Below are 20,781 nucleotides of genomic sequence, written 5' to 3'. Positions count from 1 at the left end.
TCTTATAGCATCATAAAAGCGACAGCCCCTTTAAGGATTTGAAACCTTGAAAGGGCTGTCGCTTTTATGACTAATTGTTTACCGTTGAGTTAGGCTATAAACAGGAAAACAAAGTAAAGTCCGAGCCACAGGAAATCCATGAAATGCCAGTAGCTGTTTAGCATGGACAGTTGCAGGTGCCTGAAAGGATCACGGATAAAAATCAGGCTGCGTACACCATCAGAGGCAACATAAATTGTTTTAAACAGCATAAAAGACAGGAAAATAATACCACCCAGCAAGTGCAGGATATGCAGCGCTGAAATCAGGTAAAGGTAGGTACCTGAGGCCTTTCCCGAAAAGTACACGCCGGTTTTAGACATCTCATTCCAGCCGATAAGTTGTGCTCCAATGAAGAGAATACCCAAAGAAAGCGTAAGCGCCAGGTACCGCACCATTTTCTTTAGCTTCTCCTTTTTATAGAGTCCCGGCACCTTCGACATGGCATAGCTACTGAAAAGAAGCAGGATGGCGCTGACACTAAAAAACTTTGGTAATTGAAACTGCTCTCCGTTAAATCCACCTGTTCTGGCAAACGCCACTGTTAAAATAAAAAACAACACCCCGATGCCAATCATGCTCAGGTAAAGTAACATCCGGATAGGGTGCATTCTCTCTATCCTTCGGAAGGCAAAACTCTGCGTCGCGTTTATCTGTTTTTTCTTATCTGAATCCATCCTCAGCCTATTTTTCTACTCTTTGTGAATCTGCGGAACAGGCACAGTTCACATCCAGTCTGATAGTTGTGTTTATCTTTTATATTTATACCACGGGGGACGTATTAAGTTTAGCAATTTTCCTAATTAATTTAAAGATATAATTCCCCCATATGTTAACAGCAGAGAGCGGATTATGTTGTGTTACGCTGGGTATTACCATTTATCTTAAATAAAGGGGGGCAAACCATAATATCTTAAAAGCGGATTCTGCGTTAAAAGTGTAACCCTAACATCAAATGGGCTTTTATGAAGAACAATATCAAACGTCTTTTTCTTCTCCTGCTACTGCTTCCTTTGCTCAGCACAGAAGTGCAGGCACAGGAAGAGCATGAGCCCTATACAGGTAATAACACCATTGTTGTTGCCTTGGAAGGCATTGGGCAGCGCTATGAGTTTGTATCCAACCAATTATTGGTGCGTCATAATAAAACGACAAACAGGCTGGAGTGCATCCTGCCCATTTCTACCCTCATACCGCTTGACCCTGCCGTTCCGCCTGCTATGGCCTATGAGGTGTTATTTGGTGCTAAGTACCCGGAGTTGTATATCATGATTGAAGCACCAGAGCAGCAAGTCAACACCGGGAGGTATACGCCGCTTAACAGGGGCCGCACTACTTCCATTAACCTACAAGGGGTAAATAACGAGACAACCATACCCGTTGCTTTCCTGCCTGAGAACAATACCTTTTACTTCTCCACTAACTTCGACCTGATGCTAAGCAATTTTCAGGCTTCCATGCCGGTTAAGTACGTGCCGCTGCTTACCGGAAGGGTACTCTTCAGCATTGAACGGGCCCAATGGATTAACCTTGGCATGAGGTAAATCAACTTCAATTATCTCTTTACAAAACTATGCTATAGCGTTGGCCCAAAATATATTATTAACTTATTATACTAATTTTACACACCGGATTTATATTCTTCCAGCTAGTGTTGGGTGTAATGGTTGGCCGACGTTTATATTAAAGTAATTTCCTGGCTTGATGATTACGTTCATTCAAATGAATTGCTTCGTAATAGCTACTGCCCTATCCTCTTTCAGAACACTCCCTCCTGAATAGAAGGATACTCTACCTACATGTTTCGAATATATGTCATGCTACTTCTGCGGGCTCATTGACAGAGACATGATCACTGCCAGTGCAAATATTTTCCTTTTCGTGCTGCAAAGGCCGCTGGATGCTAAAGCTTATCACCTCCAGTGCTTCTTTTAAATTATATTCTTATCTATTTTGGATTTTCAGGACACTATACTTAAACTTCAGTATCATAGACAGAAAATTAAATTACACTTGCACGTATGCTCCAGTCTAAGCTATCGCGTATACAAAGGCTGTGTTGCTTATAGAGGCTGATTTATAGTATGTCTTTTTGCTAATACCTATATTTGCAATAGCTTTAATTTAATTGACGTATGAGAAACGCTACCCTTTTCTTATCCTTAGCAGTTGCTTCTTTCAGTTGCAACCAATCTATGCCATCTGCTGACACCGAAGGAACTACCGCAGCAGTTGCAACAGAAAAAAACTTTGGTGCTGAAGTCTCACAGGCTGGAGCCATACCCGCAGCTCAATTATCAGAAGCAGTAGCAGGCAAAGACTCCTTACAGGCAACGGTAGCCGCTGAAGTAGTGGAAAGCTGCCAGGCAAAAGGCTGCTGGATGGACGTGAAACTGGCTGATAACAGCACCATGAAAGTTACATTTCGCGATTATGGATTCTTTGTGCCCGTGGAGGACTTAAAAGGCAGGCAGGTGGTGTTTACCGGTACTGCTAAACGCGAAGTAATTTCTGTGGAGGATCAGCGCCATTACGCGAAAGACGCCGGCAAACCAGAGGTAGAGATAGCAGCTATCAAAGCGCCAAAGGAAGAACTGCGGTTTATAGCAGATGGCGTCATTCTGAAGTAATATTCAAAGCGTTCATAAACAGAAGCCAATAATCCATCATCTAAATCAATACTATAGTTTTTAAAATGTTAGCAGAGGCATCGCCTGACAGGTTATAATTTCCCTTCTGTTGCTCTCCTATTATAAGTTCTCTTTCCTATTTTTACAGGCAGGACAAAGCACCTACCATGACACCAGAGAAAGAAACAGCAGAGCAGATTCAGAAGCTGACAGAACGCATAAATTACCTCAACTACCAATATTATCAGAACAGCATTTCAGAAGTGCCGGACGTTGAGTTTGATAAAATGCTGAAGAAACTGCAGGAGTTGGAGGAGAAGTACCCGAACCTGCGCGCACCGAACTCCCCCACCCTTCGGGTCGGCGGCACCATCACCAAGAACTTTAAAACCGTTTACCATAAATGGCCCATGCTCTCATTGAGTAATACCTACTCCGAAGAGGACCTGCGTGAGTTTGACAAACGCGTACGCAAAGCCATTGGGAATGAGATAGAGTATGTCTGCGAGCAGAAATTTGACGGTGTTGCAATCAGCCTGACCTATGAAAACGGTCAGTTTGTACAGGGTGCTACCCGTGGAGACGGGACCAGGGGCGATGATATCACTGCGAACGTGCGCACCATACATGATGTGCCCCTCCAGGTGCATGGCCAGGGCTACCCAAGTTTGTTTGAAGTGCGGGGAGAGGTTTTTTTGCCGCTACAGGTATTTGAACAGCTGAACACCGAACGTGAGGAGGCCGGGGAGCAGTTGCTGGCTAACCCCAGAAACGCCGCCTCGGGCACACTCAAGCAGCAGGATTCCGCTATTGTTGCCAACCGGAAGCTAGGATGCTTCTCTTACTCCTTCCATTGCGCCACCAATCCCTTCGACACACACTCTGAGAGCCTGCAGGCTGTACAGAAATGGGGGTTCAAGGTTTCAGACACGTGGCGCAAGTGCAATGGCATTGATGACGTGCTGGCATACATCAACGAATGGGAGACAAAACGCTTTGATTTACCCATCGCCACAGATGGTGTGGTAGTGAAGGTAAACAGCTATGCCCTGCAGCAGGAGCTTGGCTATACAGCCAAGAGTCCCCGGTGGGCCATCGCCTACAAGTATGCAGCCATGAGTGCTGCCACACAATTGCAGGGCATCCAGTACCAGGTGGGCCGTACAGGCGCGGTAACGCCGGTGGCGCTGTTAGAGCCGGTACTGTTGGCGGGTACAGTCGTAAAGCGGGCATCTGTGCATAACGCCAATGAAATTCAGCGCCTGGACCTTCGCTTGGGCGATATCGTGTTTGTAGAAAAAGGAGGTGAAATTATTCCAAAGATCACCGGTGTAGACTTCGAGAAACGGCCTGCAGACAGTCAGCCGATTGTATATCCTACGGAGTGTCCTGCCTGTGGCACTCCACTTGTGCGTTCGGAAGGCGAAGCCCACTTCTATTGCCCGAATGATGAAGGCTGCCCACCGCAGATAAAAGCAAAGCTGGAACACTTTATCTCTCGCAAAGCAATGAACATTGATGGACTTGGGCCGGAGACGATAGAACAGATGTATAGAACAGGTATGGTGCGCAACGCAGCAGACCTGTACGACCTGTCCTTTGAGCAGTTGCTAAGCCTCGAGCGTATGGGGGAGAAATCAGCGAACAACATCCTGGCGAGCCTTGAGAAATCAAAGGAGACACCCTATGACCGGGTCTTGTTTGCCCTGGGTATCCGGTTTGTTGGAAGCACGGTGGCAAAAAAACTGGCTGAGCAACTACCCGATTTAGAAGCACTGCGTGGTGCAACGTATGAGGAGTTGCGTGCCATCAACGAGATCGGTGACCGAATTGCAAATTCCATCATCGAGTACTTCCAGAATCCCGACCATGTACAACTGGTGGAGCGCCTGAAGGCATCTGGTTTGAGATTTAAAGCAGAGAATTATGCTCCTGAAATGGAGAGCGAGAAACTGGCCGGCAGTACGTTTGTCATCTCTGGGGTTTTCCAAAGCGTCAGTCGGGAAGAACTGCAACAGCTTATTATGAGCCACGGCGGCAAAGTAGTCTCTTCCATCTCTTCTAAGCTCTCTTACCTTGTGGCCGGCGACAAAATGGGGCCTGCAAAGCTGGAGAAAGCAAGCAAACTGGGGATAAAGATTCTAACCGAGGATGAGTTTCTGGCGCTGATACAGGAGTAACCCACACAGTTGTACTTAAAAGAAGAGGCACCGCTGTTTTGCAGCCTGTGCCTCTTCTTATAGGTGCAACTAATAACTGACAAAACTGATAAGTAAGATACTTTGGATGCATCACCCATAGTTTGAGTCAGGGTAGCATATTACAAAACCATTCAGCGATATTAGAGTTCAGACAGTCACCTCATATAATTTAAATAAAAAGTTTAAGTAAAACAGCATCCTGCGTGTAGGCCTGTGTGCCTGTTCTACACGAATACTTTACCTCTTCAGATTGCATCAGTCTTGTCGTCACAGATTAAAATGAGGCTTCATTAAAAAACCGCACGATGCTCCCTTCCTGAATCTATGCCAAATAAGTTGCAGCACTGCCTCGCTATAAGCATTTACTAAAAGGTGCATGAAACAATTGCTTTAGAAATTAAATTATATCAACCTTTGTAAAGAATATACCTCGCTGTATTATTGTTGTTTACTGGTTTAATCTTTTAAAATAAGGCCTTCGTAGTCACAAAACAAGCATTTGTCTATACGCAGCCTGCGCTGCGGTATATGTTGCACAATTTGCTTAACTTTATCCTTGATACATTTGAGCAGCCTGATACTGTAGCTTCATTTCACCCTTCACCACAGCAGCACACCGTACACCATGAATATAACGCTACCCGAGGTGACGATGAAGAAGCGCTATCAAATAGCATTGCATGTTGCCGGGTGGTTTATATTCGTCTCCTGGATTTTCTATTTTGTATATGCCAACCGCACCCTTACGTTTGGCAAGGGGCTGGATATAACCTTTGGCCTGCTATTCCACCTGCTGATATTTTACTTTAACTGGTATGTGCTCATACCAAAGTACCTTGCCCGTAACCGCATTTTGCTGTACGTGGCAGCCGTACTGGCCATGCTGGTGGCGGTAGCTGTTTTACAGGCTCCGTTCGATTACTACCTGTTCAGAGAGTACAACCCGGGCATGGACACCCTCTTCAGCTACGAACGGCTGTTGCAGTACGTACTGGGCGGCCTGGTAACCACCTTCATTAGTTCAGCGCTAAAGGTAACGGGGAACTATATACGCAACGAGCGGCGCAACAAGGAACTGGAGACCCAGAAGCTGATGGCTGAGCTGGCATACCTTAAATCGCAGGTAAACCCGCACTTTTTGTTTAACACCTTAAACAACATATACTCACTCGCTTATAAGCAGCACCCGGAGACGCCGGATGCTATCATGAAGCTCTCGCTGCTGATGCGCTACATGTTGTATGAAAGCAACGACACGCTGGTCTCCCTGGAGAAGGAAGTGGACCATATCAACAATTTTATTGACCTCCAGAAGCTGCGCCTCCGGGAGCACACAAGCATCAAGTTCAGCATACAAGGTGACCTGCAGGGAAAACAGATAGCGCCCATGCTTCTGATGACGTTGGTAGAGAATGCCTTTAAGCATGGCCTTGTGAGCAAAAACGAAATCGGCATTTCCCTAAACCTGGTGGTGAAAAACAATTCACTGCTTTTCACCACCATTAACAACATCAGCACCCATAAGAAGCGGGAGTTTGGCGGCATCGGGCTAAACAACCTGAAGCAGCGCCTGAACCTGCTCTACCACAACCAGCACCAGCTGTCTTTCGAGGAGAAGGACGGCACTTTCTACGCTACCTTAAAAATATACTTCAGATCTAACCTCAATTAAAACTATGAATTTACGTTGCATCGCCGTAGACGACGAGCCACTGGCCCTGGATATCATCGAGAGTTATATTAAAAAACTGGCCTTTCTTCAACTAGTAAGAACCTGCTCCAGCGCCACAGAGGCCATGCAGGTGCTGCAGGAAGAAAAAGTAGACCTCATGTTCCTGGATATTGAAATGCCTGAACTCACGGGCATACAGTTTCTGAACATACTCAAGAACCAGCCGCTGATTATTTTCACGACTGCTTACCCGGATTATGCCCTGGAGGGATTCAACCAGGATGCAGTCGATTACCTGCTCAAGCCTATCCCCTTCGACCGTTTCCTGAAGGCAGTCACCAAGGCGCAGGAGCGGCTGCAGCGCAATGGCAAGGCCACAGAAGCGGCTGCAGCCGCTCCATCTCCCCCCGCAGCACAGGAGCATGATTTTATGTTCGTGAAGGCTGATTATAAAACCATCCGGGTAGATTTCAAAGACATCCTATGGATTGAGGGCCTTAAAGACTATATCATTATCCAGACAAAGGACCAGAAGATCATAACACTGCTCTCTATGAACAAGATGATGGAAAAACTGCCGGAAGCTAAGTTTCTTCGTGTTCATCGGTCCTTCATCGTCTCACTCCAGAAGATTGATAGCATTGAGAAAAGTCGCATCCGCATCGGCAGTAAGGAAATTCCCATTGGGGAGGTGTACAAGGAGCAGTTCCTGAAGTGGGTGGAGGAAAACAACATACAATAGCATTACGGATTAGAAGCCAAGGATGAAGAAACAGTAGCCGATACCCAGATGCTTAAGCCTTACCCGCACTGTAACCAAGGATTCTGTAGTTAATCAGGATGCTTCCGACTGTATAGGATTTGCAGATGTCGCGACATAGTTCGTAATTCGCAATTCGTAATAAACTACAATGGTAAGAGAGAAATTAAGAGGAACGGGTGTGGCCTTGGTCACGCCTTTTACAAAAGAACTGGCTGTAGATTACGATGCGCTACAGAAGCTGTTGAATTTTGTGCTGGAGGGCAACGTGAATTACCTGGTGATTAACGGCACTACGGCAGAGTCTTCAACAACGACATCTACTGAGAAGGCAGAAATTCTTCAGTTTGTCAAAGATTGTGTGAAAGACCGGGTAGCCTTGGTGTATGGGCTGGGCGGCAATAACACACAACAGCTCATAGAGAATTTTGCTGCTACTGACTTAAGAGGCATCACGGCCATACTTTCTGTAAGTCCTGCTTACAACAAACCCTCGCAGCAGGGTATATACCAACACTTTCTGCAGATTGCCGATGCATCGCCGGTACCGGTGGTGCTATACAATGTGCCAGGGCGCACAGGCAGTAACATGACAGCAGAAACTACCCTTAAACTGGCACTGCACGAAAACATCATTGGCATAAAAGAAGCCTCCGGAAACCTGGAGCAGTGTATGGTCATCGCCAAACATAAACCAGAGAACTTCATGCTCATCAGTGGCGATGACATGCTGACGGTGCCGATGATTTCCTTTGGGGCAGAAGGCGCTATATCTGTTCTGGCGAATGCCTTCCCCGGCAAGTTCAGTAACATGGTGCAACTTGCATTGGATGGGAAGTTTAAAGAAGCGACTGAACTGTTGTTCAGCTTTGTGGACATTAACCCGCTGATGTATGAAGAGGGGAACCCGGTAGGCGTGAAGGTGCTGTTGGAGCGCTTTGGCGTTTGTGCCGCCAGTGTGCGGCTACCGCTCGTAGAAGCCTCTGCTGGTCTAAGGGACAAGCTCTCTAAGGTGATATAATTTTAAAAACCTTTTATAAGAAAAGGCCGGCATTCTGCTTTCCTTTTCTGCTGTTTACGCATATATCCTGCTATACTCCTTTTGCCAACTGAACCACGAACACAACCCAAAATGGCACCCTTCCGCTTCCTGTTGTTACTTTCCCCGCTCCTGCTGTTTAGTTGCAATAAGCAACAAAGCGAAACCTCATCAGCACCGCCATCCGACCATGAACATATTGCACAGGTAGAGGCCGTTCAGCTAACCACAGAAACCGAAGCCGCTAAACAGGCTACGGCTACATTTGTGTTAGACACAACAGGCCTATCGCCTGAGCCGGATACACCGCTCAAGTTGCTGCTGGAAGGCACCTTCCATAAAGGGGAAGTTTGGCGTGGTGCAGAGAAAAGGCAATGGCTGGGGCTTTACCATAAAAATGGGGACTATGTGCTTCGGCCAGCCTCCCTACAGGTAAAAACCGTGGAAGACCCTGTTGTAGATAACGAAGGCGTGCTATCAGGAAGGAAAGTAGTAGCCGCTGACGCTAACGCTTTGTTCCTGCTCACAGGTATGGACAATATCAAGGCAGGAGAAATAGACACAGCTGTTATCAGCAGAACAACACTCGCAGCTAACAAGGATCTCAAGTATTCCTTTAAGGGCAGGGACTATTTTATTCAGTCTTACGGAGATAGTACACAGTCATCAACGGGCGAATACAGTTACAGGAACTATGGCTGGAAAGCCGTCGGCAGGAAAGGCGGTAAGAAAATAGAGCAGACGCTGGCTGAGGATGAGAGCTTCGATGATTCCATTTATGTGCTGCTCTGGGCCGGTGACCTGGACAGGGATGGCATACCCGATCTGCTGCTCGACCTCGCGAACCACTACAACGTGTCCCGCTACACCCTCTTCCTGTCTTCTAAGGCAGAACATGGTAAACTTTACAGGAAAGCAGCTGTGTTTGAGGCAGTAGGCTGCTAAAATCAGCAAGCTGTTACTCCAAAAAATAATATTGCCTTCCCCTCTTGTTTTGGAAAGTACAACTGCATTCCTTTGTTGCTGTGAACACGACCTTAGTACCCCTTTTTAAGAAGTTTAGTCTTCTGCTGGCAGTCTTGCTTTGCAGCGTACTGACTTTTGTGGTACCAGCGATGTCTGAGGCTGCTCCTGCTCCGGCTAAACCCATTGCGCAGGAGGTAAGTGCTTCTGATGACGTTCCTTTTTCTATTGTAGCTGGCGAGTTTAGTGCTGGTGAGGCGGAAGGTGTTTTGCAACCACATGAAAAGACTGTGTGGTCTCCGCTCATAAAAGCTATTTTACAGCTTCTGTACCCACAGTCTATTGTAACAGAGGCCATCCCCGGCAATCACCCACACCACCTGGGGAGCAGGCTGCTCCACTCTATTCTCACAAAGGGCCCTTAATTCCCCTCCTTTTCCTGAGGCTCATCTTTTCCTTAAGATGATTTGCTGTGTGTTTCCTATTACGGAAGCATAGAACAGTTTCCACTTTTCGGCCTCTTTTTCACTTTTCATTTATTACCATTATGGAGCTGCTACAGCACCTGATAGATTTCATTCTGCACATAGATCTGCACCTTGTAGACCTGTTGCAGCAGTACAAAAGCTGGATTTACCTTATTCTGTTTCTCATCATTTTCTGCGAAACAGGACTGGTGGTAACCCCTTTCCTGCCTGGAGATTCGCTATTGTTTGCTTTGGGGGCACTGGCTGCTATACCGGCATCTGGGCTGAATCTTTTATTCCTGTTAGTCCTGCTATGTGTTGCGGCTATACTTGGAGACACCTTCAACTACTACACTGGCCTTAAACTGGGGAGCAGGCTTTACAATAAGAACTACTGGTTTCTGAGGCAGGAGCACTTGCAGCAAGCGCAGCGCTTTTATGCCCGCTATGGTGGCCGCACCATCATTTATGCTCGCATCATTCCGATAGTACGCACGTTTGCGCCTTTTGTAGCGGGTATGGGCCATATGAACTACAGCCGCTTCCTGTATTATAATATTGCGGGCGCCTTCGTCTGGGTTGTATTCTTTGTGCTGATTGGATACATGTTCGGCAACATGCCCACTGTAAAAGAGAACTTTTCTTTACTGGTACTTGGCATTATCTGTGTATCTGTAATCCCGCCGGTCTTAACGGTGGCAAAGCAAAAGCTAGCGGCAAGAAACCTGGCAAAAGCACAGGACTTTAATTAGTATCAGGAGGAAACAGCCCTTATGGCCTTATCGAAACACAAACTACAGGAAAAGTTCTCAGCACGCAGGCTCGTGCTGCCGATACTGCTGGGCTTTGGGGTGATCGGCTATATGCTGTATACCAACTATGAGCCGGGGCAGGTTGATACACTACTGGAAGCAAGTCCTTTATGGGTAGCTATGGCCTTGCTGGTACTTCTGGTACGGGATATGGGGTACATTTACCGCATCCGTTATATTACTGATAAGGTACTTAGCTGGAAGCAGAGCTTTAATGTCATTATGCTGTGGGAGTTTGCTTCCTGTGCCCTTCCCTCTGTAATGGGTGGCACCACGGTAGTCGCTTATATCCTGTTTAAGGAGAAGATACCATTAGGCAAAGCTCTTGCCCAGGTAATGGTGACTTCGCTGCTGGACAACCTCTACTTTGTACTGGCTGTGCCCGTGGTGCTTTATTTTACAAAAGAAAATGTGATTCCTGAAATCAATGGCCTCAACAATACTTTGCGTGACAGCATTGCCATTGCTTTTACCTTCAGCTACCTGCTGATTGCCCTGTACGCTTTCACAATGTTCTATGCGCTCATCATCAATCCGAAGGCTGTAAAACGGCTTATCCTCCGTTTGAGCCAGCTAAAGCCATTCAGGCGCTGGAGAGAGCAGATGTTCCGACATGCAAATGAACTGTTTATCGCGTCGCAGCACCTGCGCAGCAGAAAAGCCAACTATTGGTTACACGCTGGCATTTCCACGGCTTTTGTCTGGACAGCCCGTTACATCATCATCGGCTGCCTGATTGCTGCTTTCACAAACCTTGACCTGCACGACCACCTGGTTATCTTCTCGCGCAACCTTATCTATAAAATAGTTTTATTTATCTCCATTACCCCAGGGGCAGCAGGTATAGCCGAAATCGCTTTCCCGGCTTTTTTCGGAACCTTCCTGGGAAGCTTTACTACCATTGTCGTGCTGTTGTACCGCTTGCTCACACACTACCTGTATTTGGTAATGGGCGCCATTGTCTTTCCGCGCTGGGCCTCCAGTGCTTTTAAGAACAACGAACCGGCTGACGAAGAGAAGCCAGTAGTAGCAACACTACCTGAACCTGTTAACACCCAACCGATGGCTGTATAGCAGCCACTATATGAGTAGAATTCTAAAGAACCTTACACGCCGCAAAAGTGCAACAGCACTGCTGGCTGATTATGAACGGGACGGCAACATCCATGGCACTGACCTGGTGCGCTCCCTGCGCCTGAAGGACCTGGTTTCCTTCGGCATTGCCGCCATTATCGGTGCAGGAATTTTCAGCACCATCGGCAATGCCAGCGCGGCCGGCGGACCAGGAGTATCACTTCTGTTTATCTTTACGGCCATAGCCTGCGGCTTCTCAGCCCTTTGTTACGCCCAGTTTGCCTCCACCATACCTGTTTCGGGCAGTGCCTACACCTATGCCTATGCCTCTTTTGGGGAATTGGTTGCCTGGATTATTGGCTGGGATTTGCTCATGGAGTATGCCATCGGGAACATTGCGGTGGCTATTTCCTGGTCTGACTATTTCACTGCCGTGATGCATGGTGTGGGACTGGGGCTGCCGGAGTACCTGACAATGGATTATTTAAGCGCCTCCCGTGGCTATGAGGCAGCAACGGCACTGCTGGCGCAAGGCAATCTGCTAACCGCCCTGCCCGCTAACATGCAGGAAGCATACCTGGCCTGGCAGCAGGCTCCTGCTATAGCAGGAATTAAGCTGGTGGCTGATATTCCGGCCTTAGGTATAACGGTGCTGATTACGTACCTCGTTTACATTGGCATTAAAGAATCAAAGCGTACCGCGAACCTGCTGGTGCTGCTCAAACTTGTGGTGATTCTGTTGGTGATTACGGTCGGCGCTTTTTACGTGAGCACCGACAACTGGACTCCCTTTGCTCCAAATGGCATCTCTGGAATTATGAAAGGCGTATCAGCCGTTTTCTTTGCCTATATCGGATTTGATGCTATTTCCACTACAGCCGAGGAGTGCGAGAACCCACAACGCGATTTGCCGAGAGCCATGATTTACGCCCTCATCATCTGCACAGTGCTGTACGTAATCCTAGCACTGATTCTAACGGGGATGGTTCCATATAATGAACTGGCCGTCGGCGACCCACTGGCTTTTGTGTTTTCAAGGGTCAATCTTGATGCCATTGCAGGTATAGTGGCCGTCAGTGCGATTGTGGCCATGGCTTCCGTACTGCTGGTATTCCAGTACGGGCAGCCACGTATCTGGATGAGCATGAGCCGTGACGGTCTGCTACCGCAGGTTTTCTCCCGCATTCATCCCAAATATAGAACCCCTTCCTTCGCCACCATCGTCACAGGATTTGTAGTGGCGGTGCCAGCCCTTTTTATGAACCTGACAGAAGTAACAGATTTGACGAGTATAGGCACTTTGTTCGCTTTTGTGCTCGTGTGCGGCGGAATCCTGCTCATGGAACAGCAGCAAGGTGTGCCAGCTTCCAACAAAGGCTTCCGGGTACCTTATATCAACGGAAAGTATATCCTGCCCTTGCTCCTTCTGATTGGGTTGGTGCTGCTGTATAGTTATAACAAGGAAGGCCTGACCCAATTCTTCCAGATGGAGGGTGGCTGGGAAGCGTTTCAGCACAAACTGCCTCTGTGGGGCTTTATACTCGTGGTTATGGTGCTCACGCTGCTCACCTTTACTCGTAACCTGTCGCTGATACCGGTGCTGGGCCTCCTGACAAACTTGTACCTGATGACTGAGTTGGGCATCACCAACTGGAGCCGCTTTCTGGCGTGGCTGCTGTTAGGCTTGATTATCTATTTATTCTACGGGTACAGGAACAGTAAATTACATCAACCCGCCGCCTCTGTGACAGCTTAGTGCGGCGCAATGGGAAGCGGAAGACACTGCCACTATGGGATTCAGATATATTTTACCCTATAGTGAGTTTAGAATTGACTTAGAGGCAGTCTGGCTTCTACTAAAAAAGTGAATAGTTAGTTGAATAATAGATAGTAAAAGCCACGGCTCTTAGCTGTGACCTTTCTTACCTTACAAACAGCCCCTGTTGCTTATGCAGCAGGGGCTGTTTGCTTTCACTGCTGCAATGAGCCGATACTAAATAAGGATGCCACAGACATATTTATGACGTCTGCTTGCAAACAAAAAAAGGCCGCAGCTAGATGCCACGGCCTTTTCTCTGATGGAAAATTAAATACTAATGTATATCGGGTTATACGTACTAGCTACACAAAAAGTAGCGCTTAGCGATTGTATCCTCCAAAGTGGCCATAGTAATGGTTATCATCTCTGTTTCGGTCTCCATAGTGGTCATTCCCGAAGTCACGCATAGAATCTGTATTGCCGTAGCCTATGTCATGTCGGAAACCATGGTTGCCCCGGCTATCGAAATCACGATAACGGTCCCCTTCCTCTGGGTTATCGTAGTTCGGGTTATAGCCCTGGTTATAGGTATAATGTCGTGGCCGGCCCGCATAAGGTCCTTCAGATGGGTAGCGCTCTACCCTGTCCAGGTCATTCTCGGCACCGTAAGGCAAACCGTAGTCCATTGGCCTTGCCTGGCCGCTATAGTTTGAGATGCTGTACATTTCGTTATACATATCTTCGCGTGTGCCTTCACGTCCTCCCTCACGGCCATATTCACGGCTTTGCTGTATTCTGTAGTTCTCTCCACGTTCGTTGCGTGTATCACCTAAGTGAGCATTTTCCCGCCCGTGGAAACGCCAGTGGCGATGGTTGCCGTGGCCTTCCTGTCTGTAGTCCTGGCTAAAGCTGCCGTAGTTTCTATCTCTGTTATCTCTTTCGTCTCTCATCTCTGTAAATTTTATGGCGGCACCAGCTTATAGCCGGTGCCGCTTTATTATTTAAATCATTTTATATGTACCCAATGCTTAGCGTCTGTCTCTGTCACGCATGTAGTCATCGTAGCGGTCATGGCGCTGGTTGCTTTCACCACGCCAGCGCTCGATGTTGCTGTAACGGGAGTCTTCTCCATAATGATCTTCACCACGGGTATAATTGCGGCCGGCAAAGCCACCGCTGTAGTCGTTGTCGTACATTCTATTGCCTTGCTCATAGCGGCGATAAGACTCGTAATCTCCGCGTGACCCTCGGTCCCAGTTTCCGTCGTCTCCTCCACGACGTATGTCGTGTCCGAATTTTTCATCCGCCAAACCATACCTGTAATCAGATCGCCCATTGTTACCAAGGTCGCTGTCGCCATAGTCACTGTTGCTGTAGTCAGCACGGGAGTCATAGTGGCGGTAAGAATTGTGGTCATCGTCCTTGAAGTACGTCATACCATAAGGATTATCAGAACTGCTGTTGCTACGGTCGCTGAAGTCTTCCCCGCTATACTGTGCTCCGCCTGCCTGGAACCGCCCCTGCGGATACATATAGCTGTGGTCGGCATTGCCGTTGAAACTGGAATCGTCACCCCACTGGCTGAAGGCATTGTTACCGTAGCCCCGGTTAAAGTGGCTGTCTCTGGCATAATTGCCACGGTCTGAATTCTGCCCGTGATGGTGGCCGTGCAGCGGGCGTGGTTCTCTGTCTCTATCGTCTCTGTAGTTCTCTCTGTTATTATCTCTTCTTTCGTCTCTCATAGCTTTTATAGGTTTAGTGTTGAATCAATTCTACCTCTTATTACGGGTGCAAGCTGCCTATAGGTTAACCTGCTGATAGGCCAATGGTAAACCTCAACCCTTTTCATGCGTTTAAAAATGAATATCACCAAACAATAACTAACTATGGAAAGAGACAATTGGAATAATAGATACCGGTACGATAACAATAGAAACCAAAACCGCGGAAGCGAAGGACGTGTAGACGAAGACAGCTACCGTGGTGCCTATCGCTTGGATACAACCAGCGACCACAGAAATCAGACAACCTGGGACGGATTTGACAGAGACGACAGAAATCGCAACCAAGGCAGCGACTATAACCGCAACTACAACAGCGATTATAACCGGAATTATAACAACGACTACAACCGGAATTACAACAGCGGCCAGCAAGGTAGCCGTCGCGAATCTTCCAGGGACAATGACAACGATCGCAATAGCCGCTATCAGAATCAGGACCGCAGCGGAAACAACCGCAATTGGGACGAGCAGTACGGGTCAACTAGTGGCGGCTATGGCTCCCGTTTTGGAGGAAACTCAGGCGGTAACTTTGGAGGATACGACAGACAAGACAGGCACGACAGTGTTCGCAGCCGTATTGATGAGCGGGACCAGTCCGGATGGAGTAACTTCAATACGGATTACAGCCCCGACAACTATGCAGGAAGAAGAGATTCTAACTATGGCAATACGGCCGGCTCCCTGAGCTATGGCTACGATGGAGACAGAAACTCAGACCCTGACTGGAACAGACAGTATAATCCATTAAGCGGAGAGCGACGTAGTTACCATGGCAACTACCAAAGCCGACACCCGGAGGGCGGCCAGTTTAGGGACAGCTCTAGCCGTAATAGAAACGACGACAAAGCTAATAACTGGTTCTAAAAGTCGGTAATACAACATTAACTCTATGGTAGAAGGGAAAACTCCCTTCTACCTTTTTATAACTCTAAATCAAATACAATGAGCACGAACGATAAGAATAAAGACACAAACAAGGACGAACTGAAAAACGAGAACTTCAATAATACTATAAACGAAGGCAACAGTGTTCCGAACATCAACCCCACGGGAGGTAAGCCGGAGATTGTAGATGAAGAAGAAATTATGAAGGGAAAAGTAGGTGGAGCACCATCTCAGAAAAGCGGTAGCCGCGGTAGCGCAGATGTGCAGGATGGTGGCGAAGATGTAGGAAGCAGCGCCGGAAGCCACTAAAAACCTTCATTCAAATAAACTTACCAGAAGAGAGCACCAAAACCTCTCTTTTAGTTTAAAATGATAGTGTAACAGTAAAAGCCACCTCATGAGGTGGCTTTTACTGTTCTATAAGAATGGATTACTGAAGCTCTTCCTGCTCCATGTATTCCCACATAGCATCTTCACTTGCCCCTATCTTTGCGGCATAGATAAGCATAGTAGTATAAACCCCTATCAGCAGGAAACTGAGCGGGACAGAAAAAACGAACGAGACGACAAGAGTTTTAACCGGATCAGGTTTAGAACTCATTTTAGTGGAGGCATACCAGAAAAACAGAACATTGAATATTCCGGAGAGTGCTATAAAATTGATAATGTCTAACATTGGCTAAAAGGTATCGTCAGTTGGTTGATTGTGATACAAGCTTACTAAAAGCCTATGTGCTAAGAGCCAACCCTGCAACGAACCCATTCGTTCTTCGTCATTATCTCTCTTCAACAAAACAGCTTAGTGCAATTTAAGAGACCTTAGTTAAAATCACAAGCTTTGTTACTAAATTATTATTTGTTAATATTCCTCTTAAAATAACACATAAAATAAGAAGAAAATCGAGAATTCTCAATCATTTGCCCTTATTTCGAATAATTTAATTATGCCGGCTTGATTTAAAAAATATGTAAATTATAGAGGTACAATCTATAAAGTAATAACTACTGAAAAGCGGTGCAATTTTATAGCAGGATTTCTATTTAAACTAAAACAAAAAAAAGAGCAATAACTTACTATGGACTAGTTTAGGTTGCTTTGTATATGGTACGGCATCAATGATATTGTTCTTTCCCCAATTTTTTAACTTCCCTTGGTTTGAGTATCCTTTTTGTATGATTGTTTCTATCGAAACTTTACCTGAACTCGATAGAACATTATCTAATGTAATTAACAAAGGAAGCAACAGCTAAGTTTTGATTTTGTCCGCAGTGAGAAGTCTATGTTCTTTCATGACCCTGTCATAATTCAGATTTCTCACTGCGTCCGAAATGACACAAATGTCTTTTGGCAAGGGTATATTTATACTGCTGGGGACACCAGAAAATAGAGGCGTAAGTCGAAGTATAAATTCTTATCAAAATCTTTTAACCTACATAAAAGAAAGCCCCGCTACAGTATAATGTGTAGCGGGGCTTTCTTTTATGTAGGTTCATTACTAATTACAAACTCATCATTAGAATCTGCTCCACATCATCTACCTGGATATCTGCGCGTTCACCTAAATCCCTGACGCCTCGCTCTTGGAAACGCTTTACTATGGTTCTGATGGTATCCTCCCCTACTTCATAATCAGAGAGGCTGGTGCTGATGTTGAGTGACTCGAAGAAGGAGATGGTGGCCTGGAGTGTTGCTTCGATGCATTCATCCTCCGTACCGGCATCTACTCCCCATATGCGTCTACCGTACTGAAGCAGCTTTTCCTTTTTGGCTTCGCTCTTGTAACGGAGCAACGATGGCAGCACAATAGCCAGGGTTCGGGCATGGTCAATACCATGCAAGGCAGTCAGTTCATGGCCAATGAAGTGCGTTGCCCAGTCAGTAGGCACACCAACCCGTATCACGCCATTCAGCGCCATAGTGGCGCTCCACATAATATTCGCCATGGTGTCATAGTCCTGCGGGTTCTGTAAAGCTTTTGGCCCCTCTTCTTTTAATGTAAGCAGTATGGCTTCTGCCATACGGTCCTGAAGCGGTGAATTTACCGGGTACGTTAAGTACTGCTCCAGCACATGCGTAAAGGCATCGACAATGCCATTGCTTATCTGGCGCAACGGCAAGGAGTAAGTTGTTTCCGGGTCCAGCACAGAGAATTTGGGAAAGGTATAGGGGCTGCCAAAAGATAGCTTCTCTTTGGATGATACTCTCGTAATTACCGCGCCGGAATTCATTTCAGATCCAGTAGCGGGTAATGTCAGTACAGCTCCAAAGGGTACTGCGCCCTTCACTGGTTCCCGCTTAGCAAGTATATCCCATGGGTCCTCCCCTTCATAGGCCATCGCGGCTACAATAAACTTTGTTCCGTCTATTACAGAGCCACCACCAACAGCCAACACAAAATCTATTTCCTGGCGCTTGCCTATTTCCACCGCCTGCATGAGGGTCTCGTAGTGTGGGTTAGGTTCTATGTTACTGAATTCAAGAACAGTGCGGCCTTCAAGTGCTTTCATTACCTGCTCGTACACACCATTTTTCTTTATACTCCCCCCGCCATACGTCACCATAACGCGCGCGTCGGAAGGAATCTCTTTGGCGATTGAACTGATCTGTCCTTTGCCGAATATAAGTTTGACTGGATTATAAAAAGTGAAATTATTCATGTAAAGGTTAAGTGTATTTGATGTTTGATTGTGAAGTAGTCTGCAATGGCAGTTGCAGGAGAAAAAAGAAAGAAATCTTATTAATTGTCAATATTCCCGCTCCGCTACTTTTACCAGTTGCTTACCTGTATTTTCACCTGAAAAGAGACCCAGAAATGCTTCTGGTATTTGGTCAAAGCCTTCTTTTACGGTTTCCTGGTACTGCAGTTTACCTTCTTTTACCCAGGAAGCAAGTTCTCTTGCCGCTTTACCGAACTCCTCTGCATAATCACTCACAATAAAGCCTTTCATCATAGCGCTCTTTTTCAGCAGTATAGGCTCAACCCGAAGGCCAGTAGCAGGAGAAGTATTGTTATAAAAGGAAATCTGGCCACAGATGGCTATACGCGCAAATTTATTTAGCGAAAAAATGACAGCATCTGAAATCTCACCCCCTACATTATCGAAATATACGTCTACCCCATCCGGGCAAGCAGCTGCTACCGCCTCCTTTATGTTGCTGGTAGTTTTATAGTTAATGCCTTCATCAAAGCCTAAGTCATTTTTGAGGAAGTTGATTTTATCGTCTGAACCAGCTATACCGACGACGCGGCAGCCTTTTAGCTTCGCTATCTGCCCGACTACAGTACCTACCGCTCCGGCGGCACCAGATACCACTACCGTTTCGCCCTCTTTCGGCTGCCCGATGTGCAGGAGCCCGAAATAAGCTGTCAGGCCTGGCATACCTAAAATACCCAGATGGTAGCTAAGCGGCGACATATTCGGATCGATTGAATTGAGGCCTTTGCCATGGTGCACTATGTACTGCTGCCATGGAAGGTTGCCCACAACCACAGTGCCTTTTTGCAGCTTTTCGTTTTTGCTATCAATTACTTCGGCTACTACCCCACCCATAATCGGCTTACCAACCTCATAAGGTGCAACATATGATTTAGCGTCGCTCATACGGCCCCGCATGTAAGGGTCGACAGAAACATATAGCGCTTTCAGAAGTACCTCTTCCTCCTGTAGAGGGGAAAGGTCTGTTTGTGTAAACTCAAAATTTTCTATTGTAGGCGTTCCGTGAGGGCGGCTGCCTAATAATATTGTTTTATTCTCCATTATTTATTTTACCTGATTGCTGTTAAAACACACGCAAAACCACCAGAAGTAGATTTTGTTTAGTGTTTTAACAGCAAATTGAACACATGTTGCTCTTCCTGCTTTGATCAGTCTGAACAAGAAGCATTTATACTTTATGAATTAAATAGTGCGTCCGGTGAGGGAAAAATTTGGCAGCTGTATGATTCTATCAATTTGAAGACAGGAGCAGAAGAATATAGCAGTTAATCCATCTGAAGAAGGCATGTTCTATTCTACAGAAGCTATATTCTTTCGCTACATTTCCATCAGAATCACTAACTTTGCTTTGCAAGACAGCGAAAACAAAATTACTTTTACCCCATCTCAACGACACGTTAAAGAGTTAATCTGTATGGCAACCACAGCTGATATTAGAAACGGAGTGTGCATGGAGTTCAACAACGACCTTTATGTTGTGATTGACTTCCAGCATGTAAAGCCTGGCAAAGGCCCTGCCTTTGTTAGAACAAAGCTTAGGAATATTAAAACCGGAAAAGTGATTGACAACACCTTCTCTGCCGGTCACAAAATTGTAACAGCCCGTGTGGAGCAGCGCCCCCACCAGTTCATTTACAAAGATGACCTGGGCTACAATTTCATGGACATGAACACTTTTGAGCAGGTTTCACTGGAAGAGCACATGGTGCCTTTCGCTGACCTGATGAAGGAAGGCCAAGAAGTAACCATTCTTTTCCATGCTGAAACTGAGTCGCCGCTTACCTGCGAAATTCCTCCTTTTGTTGAGTTGACTATTACTTATACGGAGCCGGGTTTGAAAGGAGACACTGCAACCAATGCCTCCAAGCCAGCCATTGTAGAAACCGGCGCCACCATTCAGGTTCCCCTTTTCATCGGGCAGGATGAAAAAATCAAAGTAGACACTCGTACCTATTCATACGCAGAGAGAGTTAAATAA

20 protein-coding genes are annotated in these 20,781 nt (G+C 46.5%); 14 read left to right on the top strand and 6 right to left on the bottom strand.

Annotation, left to right across the window (positions count from 1 at the left end; translation table 11 throughout):
* Nucleotides 1-89: 89 nt before the first annotated feature.
* Nucleotides 90-716, bottom strand: a complete 627-nt coding sequence (locus ACFS7Z_RS11625) for a cytochrome c oxidase subunit 3 (protein ID WP_377484646.1) — start codon at nucleotides 714-716, stop codon at nucleotides 90-92.
* Nucleotides 717-1,004: 288 nt separating this feature from the next.
* On the opposite strand from ACFS7Z_RS11625, the gene ACFS7Z_RS11620 reads away from it, so the two are divergent.
* The 11 genes from ACFS7Z_RS11620 (at nucleotide 1,005) to ACFS7Z_RS11570 (ending at nucleotide 13,413) form a co-directional block, all read left to right on the top strand.
* A complete protein-coding gene (locus tag ACFS7Z_RS11620) occupies nucleotides 1,005-1,583 on the top strand; it encodes a hypothetical protein (protein ID WP_377484644.1) in 579 nt (192 codons plus the stop codon).
* A gap of 591 nt (nucleotides 1,584-2,174) precedes the next feature.
* On the top strand, nucleotides 2,175-2,669 hold the full coding sequence (locus tag ACFS7Z_RS11615; RefSeq protein WP_377484642.1) for a DUF4920 domain-containing protein: 495 nt from the start codon (nucleotides 2,175-2,177) through the stop codon (nucleotides 2,667-2,669).
* Between the two features lie 167 nt (nucleotides 2,670-2,836).
* Entirely contained in the window at nucleotides 2,837-4,849 is a 2,013-nt protein-coding gene (ligA, locus tag ACFS7Z_RS11610; RefSeq protein ID WP_377484640.1) for an NAD-dependent DNA ligase LigA, read from the top strand.
* A 646-nt stretch (nucleotides 4,850-5,495) separates the two neighbouring features.
* Nucleotides 5,496-6,542 (top strand): sensor histidine kinase, encoded by a 1,047-nt coding sequence (locus tag ACFS7Z_RS11605; RefSeq protein ID WP_377484638.1) that lies wholly within the window; start codon nucleotides 5,496-5,498, stop codon nucleotides 6,540-6,542.
* Nucleotides 6,543-6,546: 4 nt separating this feature from the next.
* Nucleotides 6,547-7,284: a LytR/AlgR family response regulator transcription factor gene (locus tag ACFS7Z_RS11600; RefSeq protein WP_377484636.1), complete on the top strand. Its 738-nt coding sequence runs from the start codon at nucleotides 6,547-6,549 to the stop codon at nucleotides 7,282-7,284.
* Nucleotides 7,285-7,453: 169 nt separating this feature from the next.
* On the top strand, nucleotides 7,454-8,323 hold the full coding sequence (gene dapA, locus ACFS7Z_RS11595) for a 4-hydroxy-tetrahydrodipicolinate synthase (RefSeq protein WP_377484634.1): 870 nt from the start codon (nucleotides 7,454-7,456) through the stop codon (nucleotides 8,321-8,323).
* Nucleotides 8,324-8,434: 111 nt separating this feature from the next.
* Nucleotides 8,435-9,286 (top strand): hypothetical protein, encoded by an 852-nt coding sequence (locus ACFS7Z_RS11590; RefSeq protein ID WP_377484632.1) that lies wholly within the window; start codon nucleotides 8,435-8,437, stop codon nucleotides 9,284-9,286.
* 80 nt (nucleotides 9,287-9,366) lie between these two features.
* On the top strand, nucleotides 9,367-9,729 hold the full coding sequence (locus tag ACFS7Z_RS11585; RefSeq protein ID WP_377484631.1) for a hypothetical protein: 363 nt from the start codon (nucleotides 9,367-9,369) through the stop codon (nucleotides 9,727-9,729).
* 122 nt (nucleotides 9,730-9,851) lie between these two features.
* Nucleotides 9,852-10,523, top strand: a complete 672-nt coding sequence (locus ACFS7Z_RS11580; protein ID WP_377484630.1) for a DedA family protein — start codon at nucleotides 9,852-9,854, stop codon at nucleotides 10,521-10,523.
* Between the two features lie 21 nt (nucleotides 10,524-10,544).
* Nucleotides 10,545-11,657 carry a lysylphosphatidylglycerol synthase transmembrane domain-containing protein gene (locus ACFS7Z_RS11575; protein WP_377484629.1) on the top strand — a complete coding sequence of 371 codons (1,113 nt, stop codon included), beginning with the start codon at nucleotides 10,545-10,547 and terminating at the stop codon, nucleotides 11,655-11,657.
* A gap of 10 nt (nucleotides 11,658-11,667) precedes the next feature.
* Nucleotides 11,668-13,413 (top strand): amino acid permease, encoded by a 1,746-nt coding sequence (locus ACFS7Z_RS11570; RefSeq protein ID WP_377484628.1) that lies wholly within the window; start codon nucleotides 11,668-11,670, stop codon nucleotides 13,411-13,413.
* A gap of 383 nt (nucleotides 13,414-13,796) precedes the next feature.
* Here ACFS7Z_RS11570 and ACFS7Z_RS11565 read toward each other — a convergent pair whose 3' ends face one another.
* Together ACFS7Z_RS11565 and ACFS7Z_RS11560 are read right to left on the bottom strand one after the other, a co-directional pair.
* Nucleotides 13,797-14,366 carry a hypothetical protein gene (locus tag ACFS7Z_RS11565; protein WP_377484627.1) on the bottom strand — a complete coding sequence of 190 codons (570 nt, stop codon included), beginning with the start codon at nucleotides 14,364-14,366 and terminating at the stop codon, nucleotides 13,797-13,799.
* 78 nt (nucleotides 14,367-14,444) lie between these two features.
* Nucleotides 14,445-15,158, bottom strand: a complete 714-nt coding sequence (locus tag ACFS7Z_RS11560) for a hypothetical protein (protein WP_377484626.1) — start codon at nucleotides 15,156-15,158, stop codon at nucleotides 14,445-14,447.
* A gap of 144 nt (nucleotides 15,159-15,302) precedes the next feature.
* On the opposite strand from ACFS7Z_RS11560, the gene ACFS7Z_RS11555 reads away from it, so the two are divergent.
* Together ACFS7Z_RS11555 and ACFS7Z_RS11550 are read left to right on the top strand one after the other, a co-directional pair.
* A complete protein-coding gene (locus ACFS7Z_RS11555) occupies nucleotides 15,303-16,064 on the top strand; it encodes a hypothetical protein (RefSeq protein ID WP_377484624.1) in 762 nt (253 codons plus the stop codon).
* 78 nt (nucleotides 16,065-16,142) lie between these two features.
* Nucleotides 16,143-16,394, top strand: coding sequence for a hypothetical protein (locus ACFS7Z_RS11550; RefSeq protein WP_377484622.1), 252 nt, complete (start codon nucleotides 16,143-16,145; stop codon nucleotides 16,392-16,394).
* A gap of 121 nt (nucleotides 16,395-16,515) precedes the next feature.
* On the opposite strand, the gene ACFS7Z_RS11545 is transcribed toward ACFS7Z_RS11550, so the two are convergent.
* The 3 genes from ACFS7Z_RS11545 to ACFS7Z_RS11535 all read right to left on the bottom strand — a co-directional run bounded on the left by ACFS7Z_RS11545 (nucleotide 16,516) and on the right by ACFS7Z_RS11535 (nucleotide 19,844).
* On the bottom strand, nucleotides 16,516-16,761 hold the full coding sequence (locus tag ACFS7Z_RS11545; RefSeq protein WP_377484620.1) for a hypothetical protein: 246 nt from the start codon (nucleotides 16,759-16,761) through the stop codon (nucleotides 16,516-16,518).
* Between the two features lie 824 nt (nucleotides 16,762-17,585).
* Complete coding sequence (locus tag ACFS7Z_RS11540) at nucleotides 17,586-18,743, bottom strand: iron-containing alcohol dehydrogenase (RefSeq protein WP_377484618.1); 1,158 nt, start codon at nucleotides 18,741-18,743, stop codon at nucleotides 17,586-17,588.
* An 87-nt stretch (nucleotides 18,744-18,830) separates the two neighbouring features.
* Nucleotides 18,831-19,844 carry an NADP-dependent oxidoreductase gene (locus tag ACFS7Z_RS11535; protein WP_449301452.1) on the bottom strand — a complete coding sequence of 338 codons (1,014 nt, stop codon included), beginning with the start codon at nucleotides 19,842-19,844 and terminating at the stop codon, nucleotides 18,831-18,833.
* 373 nt (nucleotides 19,845-20,217) lie between these two features.
* Here ACFS7Z_RS11535 and efp point away from each other — a divergent pair, with 373 nt between their 5' ends.
* Complete coding sequence (efp, locus tag ACFS7Z_RS11530; RefSeq protein ID WP_377484616.1) at nucleotides 20,218-20,781, top strand: elongation factor P; 564 nt, start codon at nucleotides 20,218-20,220, stop codon at nucleotides 20,779-20,781.

The organism is Pontibacter toksunensis (genome assembly GCF_042686245.1).
In the GTDB taxonomy this organism is placed as follows: Bacteria; Bacteroidota; Bacteroidia; order Cytophagales; family Hymenobacteraceae; genus Pontibacter; species Pontibacter toksunensis.
This window is presented reverse-complemented; position numbering and strand designations above follow the sequence as displayed.

Bases quoted from the DNA above. Each gene is read 5' to 3' on its own strand.
- ACFS7Z_RS11625 (WP_377484646.1), bottom strand. From the start codon at position 716: ATGGATTCAGATAAGAAAAAACAGATAAACGCGACGCAGAGTTTTGCC.
- ACFS7Z_RS11620 (WP_377484644.1), top strand. From the start codon at position 1,005: ATGAAGAACAATATCAAACGTCTTTTTCTTCTCCTGCTACTGCTTCCT.
- ACFS7Z_RS11615 (WP_377484642.1), top strand. From the start codon at position 2,175: ATGAGAAACGCTACCCTTTTCTTATCCTTAGCAGTTGCTTCTTTCAGT.
- ligA (WP_377484640.1), top strand. From the start codon at position 2,837: ATGACACCAGAGAAAGAAACAGCAGAGCAGATTCAGAAGCTGACAGAA.
- ACFS7Z_RS11605 (WP_377484638.1), top strand. From the start codon at position 5,496: ATGAATATAACGCTACCCGAGGTGACGATGAAGAAGCGCTATCAAATA.
- ACFS7Z_RS11600 (WP_377484636.1), top strand. From the start codon at position 6,547: ATGAATTTACGTTGCATCGCCGTAGACGACGAGCCACTGGCCCTGGAT.
- dapA (WP_377484634.1), top strand. From the start codon at position 7,454: ATGGTAAGAGAGAAATTAAGAGGAACGGGTGTGGCCTTGGTCACGCCT.
- ACFS7Z_RS11590 (WP_377484632.1), top strand. From the start codon at position 8,435: ATGGCACCCTTCCGCTTCCTGTTGTTACTTTCCCCGCTCCTGCTGTTT.
- ACFS7Z_RS11580 (WP_377484630.1), top strand. From the start codon at position 9,852: ATGGAGCTGCTACAGCACCTGATAGATTTCATTCTGCACATAGATCTG.
- ACFS7Z_RS11575 (WP_377484629.1), top strand. From the start codon at position 10,545: ATGGCCTTATCGAAACACAAACTACAGGAAAAGTTCTCAGCACGCAGG.
- ACFS7Z_RS11570 (WP_377484628.1), top strand. From the start codon at position 11,668: ATGAGTAGAATTCTAAAGAACCTTACACGCCGCAAAAGTGCAACAGCA.
- ACFS7Z_RS11565 (WP_377484627.1), bottom strand. From the start codon at position 14,366: ATGAGAGACGAAAGAGATAACAGAGATAGAAACTACGGCAGCTTTAGC.
- ACFS7Z_RS11560 (WP_377484626.1), bottom strand. From the start codon at position 15,158: ATGAGAGACGAAAGAAGAGATAATAACAGAGAGAACTACAGAGACGAT.
- ACFS7Z_RS11555 (WP_377484624.1), top strand. From the start codon at position 15,303: ATGGAAAGAGACAATTGGAATAATAGATACCGGTACGATAACAATAGA.
- ACFS7Z_RS11550 (WP_377484622.1), top strand. From the start codon at position 16,143: ATGAGCACGAACGATAAGAATAAAGACACAAACAAGGACGAACTGAAA.
- ACFS7Z_RS11545 (WP_377484620.1), bottom strand. From the start codon at position 16,761: ATGTTAGACATTATCAATTTTATAGCACTCTCCGGAATATTCAATGTT.
- ACFS7Z_RS11540 (WP_377484618.1), bottom strand. From the start codon at position 18,743: ATGAATAATTTCACTTTTTATAATCCAGTCAAACTTATATTCGGCAAA.
- ACFS7Z_RS11535 (WP_449301452.1), bottom strand. From the start codon at position 19,844: ATGGAGAATAAAACAATATTATTAGGCAGCCGCCCTCACGGAACGCCT.
- efp (WP_377484616.1), top strand. From the start codon at position 20,218: ATGGCAACCACAGCTGATATTAGAAACGGAGTGTGCATGGAGTTCAAC.